At 60.9% G+C, this 15,868-nt stretch carries 12 protein-coding genes and 2 pseudogenes; 4 read left to right on the top strand and 10 right to left on the bottom strand.

Annotation, left to right across the window (positions count from 1 at the left end):
* Positions 1-112: 112 nt before the first annotated feature.
* Together KZO24_RS29090 and KZO24_RS29085 are read right to left on the bottom strand one after the other, a co-directional pair.
* Positions 113-514: a nuclear transport factor 2 family protein gene (locus KZO24_RS29090; protein ID WP_486487847.1), complete on the bottom strand. Its 402-nt coding sequence runs from the start codon at positions 512-514 to the stop codon at positions 113-115.
* 83 nt (positions 515-597) lie between these two features.
* On the bottom strand, positions 598-2,763 hold the full coding sequence (locus KZO24_RS29085; RefSeq protein ID WP_486487846.1) for a TonB-dependent receptor: 2,166 nt from the start codon (positions 2,761-2,763) through the stop codon (positions 598-600).
* 444 nt (positions 2,764-3,207) lie between these two features.
* On the opposite strand from KZO24_RS29085, the gene KZO24_RS29080 reads away from it, so the two are divergent.
* Positions 3,208-4,188, top strand: a complete 981-nt coding sequence (locus KZO24_RS29080; RefSeq protein WP_486487845.1) for an AraC family transcriptional regulator — start codon at positions 3,208-3,210, stop codon at positions 4,186-4,188.
* Between the two features lie 419 nt (positions 4,189-4,607).
* Here KZO24_RS29080 and KZO24_RS29075 read toward each other — a convergent pair whose 3' ends face one another.
* Positions 4,608-5,036, bottom strand: coding sequence for an SDR family oxidoreductase (locus tag KZO24_RS29075; protein ID WP_486487844.1), 429 nt, complete (start codon positions 5,034-5,036; stop codon positions 4,608-4,610).
* 87 nt (positions 5,037-5,123) lie between these two features.
* Between KZO24_RS29075 and KZO24_RS29070 the strand changes: the two are divergent.
* From KZO24_RS29070 to KZO24_RS29060, 3 genes and pseudogenes are all read left to right on the top strand, one after another.
* Positions 5,124-5,744, top strand: a pseudogene (locus tag KZO24_RS29070) (transposase domain-containing protein); the annotation flags it as partial.
* A gap of 73 nt (positions 5,745-5,817) precedes the next feature.
* Positions 5,818-6,889, top strand: a protein-coding gene (locus tag KZO24_RS29065) for an IS630 family transposase (RefSeq protein WP_486487843.1) whose coding sequence is annotated in 2 segments (ribosomal slippage) — positions 5,818-6,323 and positions 6,322-6,889 — 1,074 coding nt in all. Because the reading frame shifts where the segments join, the coding sequence is not laid out codon by codon here.
* A 209-nt stretch (positions 6,890-7,098) separates the two neighbouring features.
* A complete protein-coding gene (locus tag KZO24_RS29060; protein WP_486487842.1) occupies positions 7,099-7,227 on the top strand; it encodes a DUF3606 domain-containing protein in 129 nt (42 codons plus the stop codon).
* 149 nt (positions 7,228-7,376) lie between these two features.
* Here the strand turns inward: KZO24_RS29060 and aac(6') are convergent, their stop codons facing one another.
* The 7 genes and pseudogenes from aac(6') to KZO24_RS29025 all read right to left on the bottom strand — a co-directional run bounded on the left by aac(6') (position 7,377) and on the right by KZO24_RS29025 (position 15,840).
* The gene (gene aac(6') / locus KZO24_RS29055; RefSeq protein WP_486488442.1) at positions 7,377-7,844 is read right to left on the bottom strand and encodes an aminoglycoside 6'-N-acetyltransferase; all 468 of its coding nucleotides are present in this window, start codon (positions 7,842-7,844) and stop codon (positions 7,377-7,379) included.
* 84 nt (positions 7,845-7,928) lie between these two features.
* On the bottom strand, positions 7,929-8,204 hold the full coding sequence (locus KZO24_RS29050; protein WP_486487841.1) for an HU family DNA-binding protein: 276 nt from the start codon (positions 8,202-8,204) through the stop codon (positions 7,929-7,931).
* A gap of 405 nt (positions 8,205-8,609) precedes the next feature.
* Positions 8,610-9,155: a hypothetical protein gene (locus KZO24_RS29045; RefSeq protein WP_486487840.1), complete on the bottom strand. Its 546-nt coding sequence runs from the start codon at positions 9,153-9,155 to the stop codon at positions 8,610-8,612.
* A 494-nt stretch (positions 9,156-9,649) separates the two neighbouring features.
* Positions 9,650-11,722, bottom strand: a complete 2,073-nt coding sequence (locus KZO24_RS29040) for a GH32 C-terminal domain-containing protein (protein WP_486487839.1) — start codon at positions 11,720-11,722, stop codon at positions 9,650-9,652.
* 267 nt (positions 11,723-11,989) lie between these two features.
* Positions 11,990-13,489 carry a glycoside hydrolase family 32 protein gene (locus tag KZO24_RS29035; protein ID WP_486487838.1) on the bottom strand — a complete coding sequence of 500 codons (1,500 nt, stop codon included), beginning with the start codon at positions 13,487-13,489 and terminating at the stop codon, positions 11,990-11,992.
* Positions 13,486-14,837 (bottom strand): annotated as a pseudogene (locus KZO24_RS29030) (sugar porter family MFS transporter). Before KZO24_RS29030 ends, KZO24_RS29035 begins: the two are co-directional and overlap by 4 nt.
* The gene (locus KZO24_RS29025) at positions 14,830-15,840 is read right to left on the bottom strand and encodes an ROK family protein (protein ID WP_486487837.1); all 1,011 of its coding nucleotides are present in this window, start codon (positions 15,838-15,840) and stop codon (positions 14,830-14,832) included. Before KZO24_RS29025 ends, KZO24_RS29030 begins: the two are co-directional and overlap by 8 nt.
* Between the last annotated feature and the right edge of the window lie 28 nt (positions 15,841-15,868).

Here is a 15,868-nt window from a genome sequence, read left to right as displayed (position 1 = left end):
CAACAGCAACATCATCCTGAACATCTGCAGCACCCATTTTCGGTGACGATTGTCCGAGCCGGTTGAGTGGCGACGGTCTTGCATCGAAGTGCACGATCGCCTGCCACTCTGGTCATGCGGCCTCGAGCGTGCCTAGCACTCCGCATGTGTGATGCGTGTCGAAGTAGAACGGCTCAAGGAACGACACCTTGCCGTCGCGAACGCGCCAGAGTTCGGCAATCCGCATGTCGATCTTCTTGCCGGTCCGACGTGAGATGGCCTGAAAGCGGAATACCGCCATGACCGCGTCCTCTCCCGAAAGGTATTCGAAGTCACTGCAGTGAAAATGGTCCCAGGCGTCGTTGAGAACCTTGAGCAGGTGCACGAAGCCGTCCGGACCCTCGTAGTGACCCGCGTAAGGCAGGCCAGCGGCCTCAACCACGACGACTTCGGGATGCAACAGACCCTTTAAGGTTTCAAGATCGTATGCTGCCACTGCGGCATAGACCTGCTTGACTAATTCAATGGCGCTCACGAATTATCTCCCGTGTAGTAAACTAACCTGTGATGGTTCAAGCGGTTTTTATCGGTGTCAATAAGTGACGCGGTCAGCCTTCCTCAGAAGGAGAAACCAGCTGAAACTCCGTAAGTCCGCGGAGGACTGTAGGCCGCAAGGTCACCACCGGCGAGAACCAGCGAACTGGAGATGATCTTCTCGTTGGTCAGGTTCTTGCCCCAGACGCCCAGCCGAATGCCGGAGCTTCCCGGAAAGACGTTGATCTGCGCATTGACCTGCGGATAGCTTTTCTGACGCACGCGGCCACTTTGCTCCAACGGATAGGATGCGGTGTAGTAGAAGCTGCTTGAAGCCTCGACCTTGCCGAAGGCGAACTCATGCGAGTAGCTGGGATTGAGGTTGAAGGTGAAGTTGGGCGAGCGCAGCAACTGACGGCCGCTTAGATCGACGTTCGGTACCGCGGTATTGCCGCCTCCGGGCACGGGAACGATGATCGTGGCATTGGGGTAGTTGCGGTACCGCGCATGGAGCCACGCGACGCCGCCAGCGACGGTGAAGTCCGAAGAGAGTCGCACTTGCCCTTCGAGTTCGGCACCATAGTTTCGCGTGGCGCCGGCGTTGTCAAGCGTATCGAAGCCCCCGCGGTTGATCGACACTTGGAGATTGGTGTAATCGATATAGAAGCCGGCGAGGTTTAAGCTGTTATTACCCTGGTTGGTCTTGATTCCGAGTTCGTATGACTTGACCTTCTCCGGTTTGACCGGCATCGTTTCCTCTGCGTTGGCATTGTAGACGCCGCTCTTGAAGCCTTGGCTATACGTTGCGTAGATGCTGGTCCGCGGCTCGATTTCGTAGCGCAGCGACATGCGCGGCGTTACCGAGTTGTAGCTCTTGCTGTACTGGACGGCGGCGTCCAGGCCCTCTTCGCTACGGGCGTATCGAACCGATCTGCGCTCGTGCGAGTAGCGAGCGCCGACAATCGCGCTCAAGCGTTCGGTGAACTGGATATTGGCCTCGGTATAGGCCGCAAAAGCTTTCGTCCGCACCCGGGCGTAGCTGACCGTTGGGCTGGGAAAGAAGCCTAGGATGGGGTTGTGGCCGGTCTTGTCGTCGTAGTAGAACAATCCGGACACGAAACTGATTGCGCCGAACTTTTCCGATGCAAAGTTCAGTTCCTGCATGAAGTTTTTGTCTGGGATTTTCGGGATGAAGCCGATGATCAATGTCGGACTGGCGTCGCCATCCGCTGACAGCATGTTCTTGTTGTGCTGGTAGGCTGTGATCGTCGAGATGGTCCCGATATCATCGATATCGTAGCTAGCGCGAAGGGACCCGGTGATGTTCTTGTTCTTGATACGTGGTGTAAAGTCAATCGAGACGTCGTAAGGCTTCGTGGCGATGGGACCATTTGCGGCGAAGGCGGGATTGGCTCCGGCTGTGTTGCCGTTGAGCGCGCTGTAGGCGAACTGGCTGTCGTCGCGGAATTTGGTGTACTGCCCCGTGAATACCAATCTGAGCCGGTCGGTCGGTTCCAACAACAGCTTGCCGCGTATCAGGCGAGACTGGACCTTGCCGATCTTCCCGCCATTAAGCAGATCGTTGTTCCAGCCATCCATGTTCTCGTAGAGACCCGATAGCGAGATGGCGATCTTGTCTGCCACCAGCGGCGCGGACACGAAGCCTTTGACCTGCAAGTTGTCGAACCGTCCATAGCTCGCGGAAAAGTCGCCGGTCGCTGTGTAGCTTGGCTCACGCGTGAAGATCTGTATCGCGCCGCCTGAGGCGTTCCGCCCCGAAAGCGTGCCCTGCGGGCCCTTTAGGACTTCCACGCGCTCCACATCAGGCAGCTCGATCGTGTTCGCGGATTGGTTGGGCTGGTAGACGCCATCGATATACATCGCGACGTTGGCTTCCACGCCGGGACCGTTAGCGCCCGTGCTGATGCCCCGGATCGAGGGCTGAACGAAGCCGCCGAACCGCTGCATGACCAAGCCCGGGGTCACGGCCTGAAGCTGGACAGTGTTGCTTATGCCCGAAGACGCCAGAGCATCTCCCGACAGCGCCGTGACGGAGATCGGTACGTCGGTCAGGCTCTCCGAGCGGCGCTGCGCGGTGACGACGATATCCTCTATGCCGACCTGATTGTCGGCGGCGCCGGTCGTGGCGCCCGAAGGCTGCGCCCCTGGGCGCAGAGGGCCATCCTGCGCCAGCGCCGGGCTGCTGCCCAGCCCTGCGGCAAGCAGGAAGCAAATATTTCGTCCAAGCATCAATCCCTCCTAATTGTTTCTATTTTTTTGCTTTGTCGAACCGGGACTGGCTCACCTGTGCTCCGGCCCGCGATGCTCAGCGCGTCGGCGCCATGGCGTGCAGGATATGGCCCTGCCGCCGCTGTGCGGACGCGTCAGGTCCGGTTCGTCATCCTCTCGTTGTCGGCTCGGCTTGTCCTGGCTTGCGCCCGCCGGTTTCGACCCGATGGTCTCTATCGCGCCGATGTCATGGGATGCCAGCGCACATTGATGTTGTGCACTCTGGCGACGGACGACGTGCCCTCATACGATTGAACAGTACCAGGGACTGCGTCGCATCTGATCGTAAAGCGGACGCGCTGACTTGCCGCGCGTAGATCGGCGCAGGTAGTTGCCATTGCCGCAGATCTGGTGTTAGCTTCACCTCTACTGGGACAAACAACTCAGGTGAGATGGAGAGAATGGATGTCAGCCTATGAGGCTACGCATCGTAAGGCCGACATCAATCGGCTGGTTGAGGCGCATTTCTTTCGATCGGACACCAATTTGCAAGGTGATCCGCACAGCCGAGTCGACATCCGGTATGTCGAGGCCGGAGGCTTGGGGGTGGTGCGCGTTCATGGTCCGGGAATGCGCGTGCGTCGTACGCTGGGTCACATACGGGAGCGGCGCTCAAACTCGTTCGCCATCGGATTGCCGCTGCAGGGCAGCATATGCGTGACCCAGGCCGCCACGCGCGACCTGAAAGTCGACCAGGGAAGCTTCGTCATCACGTCCGGCGACGAGCCGTTTTGCCACAGCACGTCGGCGGACGACCAGAAGGAATGTTCGATCCTGAATCTGCTAGTGCCGGCACACATGTTCTACCAGCATTTTACGAAAGACCATCAGGCGTGCGGGCGCTCCTTCTCAATTGCCTCAGCGCTGGCGCGCACCGCCAGCGGTTTGTTGGAGATGATCAGCACGGAAGGAGACTCGATCGCGCCATCGTCGGCGGCTGAACTGGGGCAAGCGGGGCTGAACGCGCTGTTGACCGTCGCGCGCGAACAGGTGCCGCAACAGACTTGCGGGGAGGAAATGATGGCTCCGCATCTGCGGCGAGCGCTGCGCTACATCGACGCCAACTTCGTCCAGCCGGGTCTTACGGCCGATCAGGTGGCCAACGCGTGTAAAGTCTCCCGCCGCTACCTGTATTATCTTATGAAAGAGGCGCAGCTGGGTTTTTCCGACTATCTGTGGGCCAAGCGTCTGGCACTGGCCGACACTTGGCTGGCTGAATCGCGCTATGATGTTCTTAGTATTGCAGAGATCGCGGCACGTTGTGGTTTCCAGAGCGCTTCTCACTTCAGCACTGTCTACCACGCGAAATACGGATGTTCTCCCAAAGTCAGGCGTATGCGCGAACCCGTCACGCTTCAACCTGAGGGCGGTACCACTTCAGGATAGCGCCACTTGTCTCGATCACGAGGACGCTCACTTCCGCATTGTGCTGCAACCCACGCCGCAGGCGGTCCGTCGAGACGTGCGAACGTCGAAATTTTGATCTGCGCCAGACCTGTGAGGAAAGCCGGCCTGGAACCGAGCCGAACCCGACATTCTCAATGAGGCTCTGCATCTTGCCGTGCCAGTCGGCTGTTGCGAGGTCAGTGCCTGCAACGTATACGGCAGTGCTAGTCATTGCGTCATTAGGAACGAACGTTTGCGCCACAACCGGACAGCCGTGGAGTGGTGCTTGGCGCACTCTACTCCGGTTGGACCTGATCCGATGTTGCCCCTCAAAGCTTGCAGTTTAGCGATAAAGCCGCAGGGAGATCGACAGCTCAGCAGCGCTGGACGTTCAAAAATGCTGCACTGTTACCCGAGCCCTATGCGATGATCCGTCCGCCGTTGGCACCGACCACCTGACCGGTTACGAAGCCTGCCTCTTCGGATGCAAGCCAAGCGACCGCGCCGGCGATGTCCTCGGGTCGTCCCTCGCGGCAGATCGGGCCTAAGTTGGCGAGTTGCTCACGCGACATCGGCTGCTTCGCGTTGGCGAACAGATCTTCCGACATGATCGTGCCTGTTATGAACCGAGGTGGGATCACGCTAGCGGTAATGCCGCTGGGACCGAACTCCACCGCGAGAGTACGGGTCAGGGCAACCATGCCGCCTTTTGACGACGCATAGTGGGCCATGTTCCTGGCACCCGTCTGCGCCGCTGAGGAGGCGATGTTGATGATCCGGCCCCAGTGCGCGTCGATCATCGTGGGCAGCACCACCTGCGTGACGATGAAGGTGCCGGTGAGGTTCACGCGGTGCAGGGGACTCCCACTGCTCGTCCGTCATCTCGAGAAAGGGGACATAGCCGGTGATGGCAGCATTTTTCACGACGATGGTGATTGGCCCGAGCGCATCGTGCACTTGCGCCTGCTCTTGTCCGGCGCATCCTGAAGCTTGAGGAGGAACTGGCGCTGGCGCGGTTGCACCGCTTTGCGCCGCGCAGCGAAAAGCACATGGATCGCGTCTTCAATGAAGCCGAGCACGCCGCCCTTGAGGACGATGCAGACGAAGATCACGACGATATCGACGAGCCGGGCGCTGCCGATCTTCCCGACACGGGATTGCCGGAGGCGAAAAAACCAGAAGGGAAGAAGCGCGGGCGCAAGCCACTTCCTGCCGGCCTGCCACGCCAGCGCGTCGAATATGACCTCGCCGACGACCAGAAGGTCTGCCCGTGCTGCAGCGAACGGCTGCATCGCATGGGGGAAGTGGTAACCGAGCAGCTTCACATCGAGGTGAAGGCCACGGTCCTGCAGAACGCCCGCGCCAAATATGCGTGCCGCAATTGCGACCGCACTGGGGTCGCCACGCCGATCGTCCTTGCGCCAATGCCCGCTCAGCCCTTGCCGGGGAGCATTGCCACGGCCTCGACGCTGGCCTTTGCCCTTGTCCACAAATACGTGGATGGCACGCCGCTCTATCGTCTGGCGCAAACCTTCGAGCGTGCAGGTGTACCTGTTATACCAAATCCCTTTGAGGCTGACTCATTGGGATTCCCAAGAGCAGATTTTTCTGATTCACCATCGCGAGCAGATGGAGGCTTGTGATGGCGGCGTCGTTGGTTGTGCGAAGCGTTATTCAGGGTCAGACTTGCGAGCTTTTGCCCGGCGCAGCAATGATGCGCAGCAGGTGCGACGGCTTTTGGCGATGGCCTCGATCCTGGATGGCGGCAGGCGGAGTGATGCGGCGAAGATTGGCGGTGTGACGCTCCAGATCGTGCGTGACTGGGTAATCCGCTTCAACGCCGAAGGCCCTGACGGGCTCAAATCGCGCAAAGCCCCCGGCAAGCCTTCAATCCTGGGCGATGAGCAGCGCCGGGCTCTGGCCGCGCAGGTGGAGGCAGGGCCGATCCCGTCCGCGCATGGTGTGGTTCGCTGGCGGCTTGTCGATCTGGCGCAATGGGTGTGGGACGAGTTTGGCCTGTCGATTTCCCCGCAATCGCTGAGCCGGGAGATGCGCGCCCTGGGCTACCGCAAGCTCCCGGCCCGCCCGCGTCACAACAGCCAAAAGACTGACGATATTGCCGATTTTAAAAAACTTCGCCACCCGCCTTGCAAGCATCACTGCAAGCTTGCCCCAAGGAACGCCCGTAGAATTGTGGTGGCAGGACGAGGCGCGGATCGGCCAGCAGACCAAATTGACCCGGCGCTGGGCCAAGCGCGGCACCCGGCCTTGCGCCCCAAGAGATCAGCGCCGATCCTCGGCCTGGATCTTCGGAGCGATCTGCCCGTTGGAGGGCAAGGCGGCAGGCATCGTCATGCCCGCCTGCAACAGCGAGGCGATGACGATGCACCTCGAGGAAATCGCCTTTCACGTCGCGCCGGGCGCACATGCCGTGGTCATTCTCGATCAGGCCGGATGGCATGGATCGGCCGAACTGGTCATTCCGCCAAACATCACCCTGATGCCGCTGCCGCCACGATGTCCTGAACTCAACCCGGTCGAAAACATTTGGCAGTTCATGCGCGACAACTGGCTCTCGAACCGCATCTTTAAATCTTACGACGATATCGCCGATCACTGCTGCTTCGCCTGGAACAAGCTCGTCGATCAGCCATGGCGCATCATGTCCATCGGCATCCGCAAATGGGCACATGGGTTCTGATTAATGGGGTTTGGTATAAGAGAATGGTCCACAGCGCAGACTCGTTCCAGCGCTGATGAGAGTCGGCCTGGCGCAGACGGTGCCGGTTGATCCCTAGCGGTGCGAAACCATCGGTCCGGCTTTTTGGTTGTACCGTCATTGAATCGAAGGAGAACCCGGATGTCGGACAACAAGGAGCTACGTGCCCCCAGGACGCGTCGCGCATCGCCATGGGCGAGGACTATGAGGTCGAGTACTGGACTAAAAAGTTCAGTGTGAGCGGCAACGAGTTGGCGGCTGCCGTCAAGGCCGTCGGCAACGGCGCTGATGCAGTCGAACGTCACCTCAAAGGCAAGTGACTGCGCGATCGGCGGCACGATTAGGGCCTATCCCCCGGAGAAGGCCGGGTAAGGTCCCCATGCGGCCTATTGATAAACCTGTGGGCTTGCCGGTCATAAGCTGCGGATGATTTGTGGCATGTCCCTGCCCTCCCTGCCCAGCCTGAGCTTCAGCTCAGAACGGGCGCATCATCCAGCACCTTGCGGAAGTAGACCACGCGCTCGGTTTCCTCAAAATCGAGCGCGGCGTGCACGTCATGGGCAGCGCTGTTTTCGAGCAGGGCATCGGAAGCCAGTTCACGGCATCCCATGCTGCGCGCCCAGCCCTCGACCGCTTCGATCAGGCCCCGGCCGACGCCGAGCCGGCGGCTGCTCTCGGCGACATATAGCCCTTCGAGGAAAGCGACCGGACTAGTGTCGCAGCCATTGACGTAATCACTGCGCAGCGCTGCCTCTGCAAAACCAACCGCCTCGCCCGCAGCGTTGCGCCCGAGGAAGCCGAACAGTGAGCCTGGCTCAGACAGCGACTCCGAAAGATCGTCGCGATGGTCTGCCGCGTCGGCCACCGGCCAAAGCGCCGCCCGCAGATTGGCCCAGTCGTCGAGGTTGTGTTCGCCAGCTACTTCAATCCGAACCATCACGTCAAAGGCTCTCCATCGTCATCGGGTCGGACCAGCTTGCACTGCGGCGCTCTGACGTCCAGAGCGCCGCACTGCCTTAGATCAGCCGTTCAGCTTGTCCTTCACCGCCTTGGCCGGCGTGAACGCGAGCTTCTTCGATGCCTTGATGGTCATGGCCTCGCCGGTCGCGGGATTGCGGCCTTCGCGTTCCGGGCTGTCCTTGACCTTGAATCTGCCAAACCCATTGAGCGAGATTTCCTCGCCCTTGCTGGCCGCTTCGGCGATGGCGTCGAACACGCCGTCTACAACCTTGCGCGCATCAGCCTTGGTCAGGTCGTGAGCCGAGGCGATGGCGTCGGCGAGGTCATTGTTGTTCATTCGTGTTCGTCCTGTCGAAGTTTCGTTGTGGGCCCGCGCGTCTGGCTATCCGGCGAGCCGCGCCAGCATGGCTCAAACCCACGGCGGTTCAAGGCCGCAGATCAGGTCTTCCGCTATCAAACCAATGTTTGCCCACAGGCTGTCGATACCAGCGGCTATCGAGGGCGCGCTCGACCGATTGGCGTTCTGACATTCCCCGCAACGATCGAAATGGCCCCGGAGAGACTGCAATCTCGGCTTTAGCCTTCCCGGTAAAGGCGGACATGCCCTCGAGATCGGTCTGCATGCGGTGTGGTTTCGTCGTTTCGGATTGCCGTGCGGAGTAAAGGTACACACTTCCAAGATTTCCAAAGCAGGTCTCGGTTAGTGCCAAGCGGGCCCTGCCGATACGGTGACATGAGCGGCTCATCCCAGCGCCTTCCTTGCCTCCTCGGTTAGCGTGTAAACGGCTTGGCGCTGCGCACCTCGGTTCAGATGATCAATGCGGTAGCCTTGATAGTGACGTCGAACCAGCCCTGCACGGACCAGTTCGGAAACAGCACGGCTGACACTTGTGAGACCAGAGCGGCGGATCCGTTCGCCTACCATTTCCTGAATCAGATTTTCAGCGTCCGCAGGGTCTGCGGGCAACACGCCCCGCTCGAGCAATTCCTCGCGGACCCGCTCAGCAATGCTAAGCCGCCGGGGATCGCGCTGTGATACAGGCACCATCGCGTCGCACAGCCAGTCCCGGACCGGAACCAGTGTGTCATGGACTTGGACATATGGGCCCGCTGAACCGGTCGACGAACTCGCCTTAACGATCAGATTGAGAACCATATAGCTGTAGCGCGGTCGCTTGCATGTGCCGGTCAATCGCTCGAGGATTCCAGGCAGGTCTAGCGGGCTCGACGCTTCCAGGTCAGTTGGAGCCAGTTTAGGCGCCGAGGTGAAGAGATCGGGCTGGAACATAGCATGAATCAAGCATACCGCGGGCCGTTTGTGAATCCCCCAACTCAATTTGCTGTCAATATAAACATCCGTGTCACTTCATTCCCAAGTAGCTGGGGTTGCACAATCGGTCTCCCCTTGACTGCGTGGGGGTAGACAAACACGAGTGTCACTTTACCGGCGGGTAAAGTGACACTCGTGTTTTTTGGCCGCGCGATAAAAGACCGCGATTTACCGACCCCCATTCAGCCCGCGCGGACAAAGATGATCCCACTATCGTCTATTTCGCTCAGCCCGGACGACCTCGATCTTAACCGCCCCGCTTGTAGGACGCTCGACCCGTACCAGGTCGCGACCAAGTCGCCGCTTACTACCCGGCGCATACGCGCAGAGTGGCAGGCCCACTCCGTCGGCCGCGGCTTCATGAAGCCATGGGGAATAAGAACCGGTGCGCTCTCAATCAGAACGCAGCTTTCCGACCATTGGGCGACACCACCCAGGTGGGCGATCATTCTCTAACGCAAATCCAAGCTGTTTGAAAACTTGCCGGGCCGGACCGTCCAAGCTTTCACCCGCACACTATTTTTCGATGCTGCAACGATTCCAAAGCCCGAGCTTCGCCGATTGGATGGGTACAGCCGAAAGGAAAATGCAGCGGCGCCATTGATGAAGACATCGGCCACCGAATGGTCGATGAAGACGCGGAAAGATTTGGGCTTGCCGAATGCCCGTTCGTCATATTCGCCTGTCATGGCGCGAGGCCCCTCGTCTCCGTGCTCGCGCTCGGCGGTATGCTTGTTCAGCACGACCACATGACGCTGAGGGTCGTAGACCAGGCGGATTGCTTCGGACCGATCAGGCGACTGGGCTAGGATCAGACCGTAAGGCGCGCCAGTCGACGCTCCATTGAAGTCGGCCTGTATCTCGACCGCCGACCCGAGGTCTCCGACCTGCAGATCTCCCTGGAAATCTCGGAGTGTACGATCAATGGCACCTCGGGCTTGCCGCAAGCCGGCAACGGCCGGCGTCGGTGATTGGCCCAGCGTACGTCCATCGGCCAGCAGCCTCCAGACCCGGGGCAGACTGAAAGTATGGGCCCAGCCGGCGGCCTTTTGCGCAGCGGCGGAACGTCGCTCGTCGACGATCCCTATCCCGACCAACCTGCCCCGCACATCGCGCGCCACCGTTGGACTGAGGTGACCCGGGATAAGGTCCAGATTCTTGGGCTCCGCATCGTCGGGCCGAAACTCCGATCCGTTCCATGACCCGATCCAGTACACGGCGCGTGTCGTCGGACTGCCATATTTGCTCACATTTCGTCCCACCGGGTTCACCAGCAGGATGTATCGGCCTCGAGCGATCCGTTCGAATACCGGCATTTCCCAGATCTCGGATCCGACGTCCATCTCGGCAAAAGGCGCGATTGGCGGCTGCCTGGTCCAGCACCCCGGCCGCGTCACGTCCGTGCATCGATAGTAGGCAAGCCCGCCCCCTGTGGGCATAGCGGCGCCAACCAGCATCCGCCATTCGCCGTCCTCGAACCAGACGGACGGATCGCGCATGTCTCGCAGCCCCGCAGTATCGATCAGCGGTCCCAGCTTTCGCCAGGTGCGCAGGTCCCGATCCGTGCTGACCGCGAGCGAAATACCGGGGTTGAAATAGCCTGCGGCGTGATTGACGCTAGTGTAGAAGGCGTAAGCGGCTCCGTCCGATGCTGCCACGACGGTTCCGGACCAGATGCCCTTCATGTCGTATCCGAACCGATCTGTCTGCAGCGTCGGCCGCAGTGCGTCGGGAAGGTGTTTCCAATCCACCAGATTGCGGCTCGTCATGTGGCCCCAGTTCATCTGCGTCTTGAAAGGGCCGTTGGCAGTGCGCTGATAGAATAGGTGCCACCAGCCGTCCCTCCGGATCAAGCCGTGCGGCTCGTTGGTCCAGTTAGCCGCAGGCATCGCATGGTACACTGGGCGATGGATATCACCGGCGAAGCGCGATGCCGGGACGACAAGGGAAAGCGAAGCCGGCGGCGGCACGATGCGGTGCGCCTCACGCGCAACCTCGACGGGCGACAGCGGCCGCCTTACGACAAGAATGCCATCAAAGGCAGCGTTGAGCCCATTGAGCCGAAAAGGCCCCGAGGTCACATCCCGCCAGCTCCGGCCGATGCGGAAGTCGCCGGCCGCCAGATTAAGAGCGGAACCGCGACCAAGCTGGACGGTGCCGACGGGATCGCCGCCTAAATACAAGGCGGCGCTCCCTGCTGCAGGATCGTAGGTCGCGGCGATGTGGACCCATCTCATGAGTGGAAACTCCCGGACCTTGATCGTCCGCTCTCCGTCACTGGTCGAAAGGCGCAGGCCCCATCTACCGAATGTATCGATGAACAAATCGAAGCCAGAACCCGCGTCAGCCTGGTTCATGAAAGATGCCGGTTTCAGCTGGTCCGTCGGCACCTCCCGGTCCGAGGGATAGCTTTCGAGAGCCACCCAGCCGGCAACGGTGAAACCGGAGCGAGCATCAAGCCGCAGCGGCGCGGATATCCAACTCGAAAACCCGTCCGATCGCCAGGCGGCTCCCTCGACGCCCACAACCTCGTCAGGTTCAGCGAACTGGGTGTGGATGGTCGCCCCGCCCTGTCCAGTGGCGGACTGAACCTCCGGATCGAAGGTCCAACTCAGGGCAACGTCCCTCCCGGATCGAGCGTCCGCAGTGGCCGGGATCGACTGGCCTGGCGCGCCCCCGAGCAGACAACTTGCGGCCAGCACGCCGAGACCCGTCCTCGCAACACGGTGCATAGACCTCTCCTGACAGTGGCGGGTTTGGCTTTTTCGGGGAAATAGCCGCCGTGCGGCGCATTAACCAGGAGGCGCGTTCAGCTCCCAGCTGTCGAGCTTGCGGATCGTCGCCCTGCCCCTGGCTGTGGCTGACCATTTCAGGTCGGTGCCGCCGGGGAAATAGCGATCGGTGATCACTTTGGTACCATCGTTGATGTAGACTTCGATTATCGATTGATCGACGATCACGTGCAGCGTGACTTTCCCGGAACCAAAGTCAACGGGCGCGACGTGGCGATCGGGGAAAGCATCGTGAAAATGCGGCCCAGACCGGGTCCTGTCGACGAAGACCTCGCTGACGCCCGGGTTCATGCCGACCAGCGTTTGGTACCCCTTCTCATCGGTCAGGTCGATGATGACCTGCTCTGCCGACCGGGTATCGATTTCGAAGATAGCTTCCGCTCTGGCGCCCATGACCGGTAATGCCGTGGGCTCCGCGCCGAGGGGCAGATTCCCCGCTGATCGGTGCGCTTTTCGCAGCTTCTCCAGTTCGCGCACGGGAGCCTGGGCGATGCGATAGCCTCTAGGGGTCTTGATGAGTTCGACCGTACGCGGCAGCGACATTAGGCCGCGTGACGGATATGTCGGAATGGCATTGGCGTAGCGCCAGTCGTTGGCCCAGCCAATCCATATCCGGCGCGGATCGCTCTTGGGCAGGTCGTTCCAGGACACCGCCGCATAGAAATCGGCGCCATAGTCCATCCACTGCGGCTCGTTTCCCCAAGAAGGATCTGGCTTGAATTTCGCGCCGTCGAAATCGCCGACGAAGTACTGGCCGCCGGATCCGCCGGCCACGCCGCTGTCCCCGAGGTTGATGCCGAGAACCCAGCGGGTTTCTCCCGGCCGGCCCCCTCTCACCGGGAGCTCGAAGATATCCGGGCACTCCCAATTCTTGCCGCGCGCGCCGGCAGGGCCGAAGTCACTGGCATGCAGCCATTTCTTCAGATCGGTGGAGGTGTAGATCGCGAGCCTGTTCTCAACCGCGCGCACGGTCAGCATGACCCAGCGCTTGCTGGCCTCGTGCCAGAATACCTTCGGATCGCGAAACTCGGTCGATCCGATATCGAGTATCTTGCCGTAAGGCGTGAAAGTGCGTCCTCGATCGTTGCTGTAGGCGAGATATTGAGACTGGTTTTTCGTCTTTGGGTCGAAGCCGGTGTAGAAGGCCAGCATAGGCGGCTTACCGCCCCGCCCCAATCCGCTCGTGTTCTTCCAGTCGATCACGGCACTGCCGGAAAAGGCCATAACGTCGGTCTCGGGCAACGCGACGGGCAACTCGGTCCAGGTCACGAGGTCGCGGCTGACCGCATGGCCCCAGCTCATGTGTCCCCACCGATCGCCATACGGATTGTACTGGTAGAACAGATGATACTCGCCATCGTAGTAAACGAGGCCGTTCGGATCGTTCATCCAGTTGCGAGCCGGCGCAAAATGGAAGCCGGGCTTAGGGTCCGGAGCCTGCGCGCTGGCGCCCGATGCGAGTAGCGCTGCGGCGAATACCGTCATGAATACCTTTTTCAATGTGCGATCCTCAGATCCATATCTTCGAGGGCGACGCCATTGGTTTCCGGCATGAATTTCCAGACCCACAGCAATTGCACAAGCATCATCGCACCGAAGAAAGCGAGCACCCAACCGCCCAGGCGTGCCGCGAATACTGGAAACGCCCAGGTTATCCCCGCGGCCATGACCCAGTGCGTGGTGCTTCCTAGTGCCTGCCCCTTGCCGCGCACAGCGCTAGGAAAGACCTCGGAGATGAAAACCCAGATGACCGCACCCTGCGAGACGGCGAACGCTGCGATGAACCCCAGCAATCCGACCAGCACCAATGTTCCGTCGGTTGCAGCGCTCTCGAGCTGGACACCGACGAGGAACAGCGCGGCTGCCGTGACGACGGATCCCACGTAAAGCAGGGGTTTGCGCCCGAAACGATCGATCAGGAACAGCGCAAGGATGGTAAACACAACGTTGGTCCCCCCACCGCGATCGACTGCAGAAGTGCGGAATCGGCGCCGGCACCGGCGAGCTCGAAAATGCGCGGGGCATAGTAGAGAAGCGCATTGATGCCGGAGAGCTGATTGAACATCGCGATCGCAATGGCGCAGGCAACGGGTACCGAATAGGCCGCCTGAAACAGGCGCGGCGCGGCTGCGCCCGATGCGATGGCAGAAGCTTGCCGCATGTGCATGACTTCGCCGGCCGGATCGGCAAAACCGAGCCTGGTCATGACGGCCCGGGCCCGGTCATCCCTCTTTTTCACGATCAGCCAGCGCGGGCTTTCAGGAAGCAGGAGCGTGACCAGGAGAAAAAGCGCGGACGGCGCGGCAACGATGCCGAACATCCAGCGCCAAGCTGTCTCGGCCGGTATGAGGGAAGCGATGAGGTAGTTGGACAGAAACGCCAGAACGATTCCCAGCACGATGTTCAGCTGGTTGAGCGCGACCAGCCGCCCGCGGAATTCCGCCGGCGAGACTTCCGCGATATAAATCGGCGTGACAACCGAAGCGGCGCCGATAGCCAGCCCGCCAAGGAAGCGGAAGGCAAGCAGCGGCAGCCAGGCTGATGCGAGGCCCGACCCCAGCGAGGATACGACATAGGCCGCTGCGACGATCAACAGCATGGGGCGTCGACCATAACGATCCGCAGGAGCGCCTGCGATCAACGAACCGACGACGGTTCCGATGAGCGCGGAGGCAACAGTGAACCCGAGAGCTGCATCGGTAAGCGCGAACTGTTGTTGCAGTGCGGACGTCGCGCCGGAGATGACCGCAGTGTCGAAACCAAACAGAAGACCGCCCAGGGCGGCGCCGGCAGCACTGAGGATGATGGCTGCGGTTACCCGGCTTTGTGGTTGATGAGCATCATGCATGGACGGCGCTTTCGGTGGGAGTGGATGTATTCTGCACGCCTACCGGCCAGTGTGCGGGCCATTGTCGGGTCACCTTGCGGTAAGCGAGCGCGAGCGCGCCTACGAGTCCGGCGGATGAACCCGCGCTCGGTGCTACCACGTAACTGGCCATGTCGACGCCGCGCATGCTGGCGTCGTATCCCGCGAGTTTGGCGTCCAGAGCCTGGCGTACCAAGGCATGCATCCCTTCCCGCTCCATGACCCCTCCGCCCAGAATGATGCGGTCGGGCCTGACGATGTACGTCAGTGTGGCACACAGGCCCGCGATGTAGTCTGCCGCTATCGTCCAGCCAGGATGCCCCGCCGGCAGCGCTTCGGCAGGGACACCCCAGCGCTTGCGCATCGCGGGCCCGCTCGCCATGCCTTCGAGGCAATCGCCGTGGTACGGGCAGATACCCGAGAAGGTGTCATCTCCCGGCGCGCGCGGCAGCCGGATGTGGCCGGCCTCGGGGTGATTGGCTCCGCCGTGCGGCGATCCGTTGACAAGGAGCCCGACGCCGATCCCGGTGCCGACCGTCACGTAGCAGAACGTGTCTCGTCCGCGCCCGCTTCCAAACAAGTGCTCTCCCACCGCCGCACAGTTGACGTCGGTATCTAGAGCCATCGGGACACCCAGCGTTCTTTCGAAATGCTGCAGGAGGTTCACGTTCTCCCAAGCAAGCTTAGGCGTCGATGTTATGGCGCCGAAGTCCTTTGCCGTTGCCTGGAGCGAGAGCGGCCCGAAACTGCCGATCGACAGGACTGCTATCGGGCCGTTCACTTTGGCGGCGTCGGCGAAGAAATCATCGACCGCAGCCAGCGTCTCCTCGGGATTCGACGTCGGTACCCGGGTCTGGGCGATCATCTTGCCGTCCATATCAGTCACCCCGCACAAAAACTTAGTGCCTCCAGCTTCGATCCCGGCAAGCAGCATGCGCGATTGGTTCATTAATTGAGCCTTTCTGGAGAACGCGATGCCGCTCATGGACACGCCGTCCGTTCGGGGCGACTAC

The sequence above is a fragment of the Novosphingobium sp. NFX11 genome (assembly GCF_057376415.1).
This window is presented reverse-complemented; position numbering and strand designations above follow the sequence as displayed.

Excerpts from the sequence above, each read along its gene's own strand:
- KZO24_RS29085 (WP_486487846.1), bottom strand. The coding sequence starts at position 2,763 with ATGCTTGGACGAAATATTTGCTTCCTGCTTGCCGCAGGGCTGGGCAGC.
- KZO24_RS29045 (WP_486487840.1), bottom strand. The coding sequence starts at position 9,155 with ATGTTCCAGCCCGATCTCTTCACCTCGGCGCCTAAACTGGCTCCAACT.
- KZO24_RS29060 (WP_486487842.1), top strand. The coding sequence starts at position 7,099 with ATGGGCGAGGACTATGAGGTCGAGTACTGGACTAAAAAGTTCAGTGTG.
- KZO24_RS29080 (WP_486487845.1), top strand. The coding sequence starts at position 3,208 with ATGTCAGCCTATGAGGCTACGCATCGTAAGGCCGACATCAATCGGCTG.
- KZO24_RS29050 (WP_486487841.1), bottom strand. The coding sequence starts at position 8,204 with ATGAACAACAATGACCTCGCCGACGCCATCGCCTCGGCTCACGACCTG.
- KZO24_RS29025 (WP_486487837.1), bottom strand. The coding sequence starts at position 15,840 with ATGAGCGGCATCGCGTTCTCCAGAAAGGCTCAATTAATGAACCAATCG.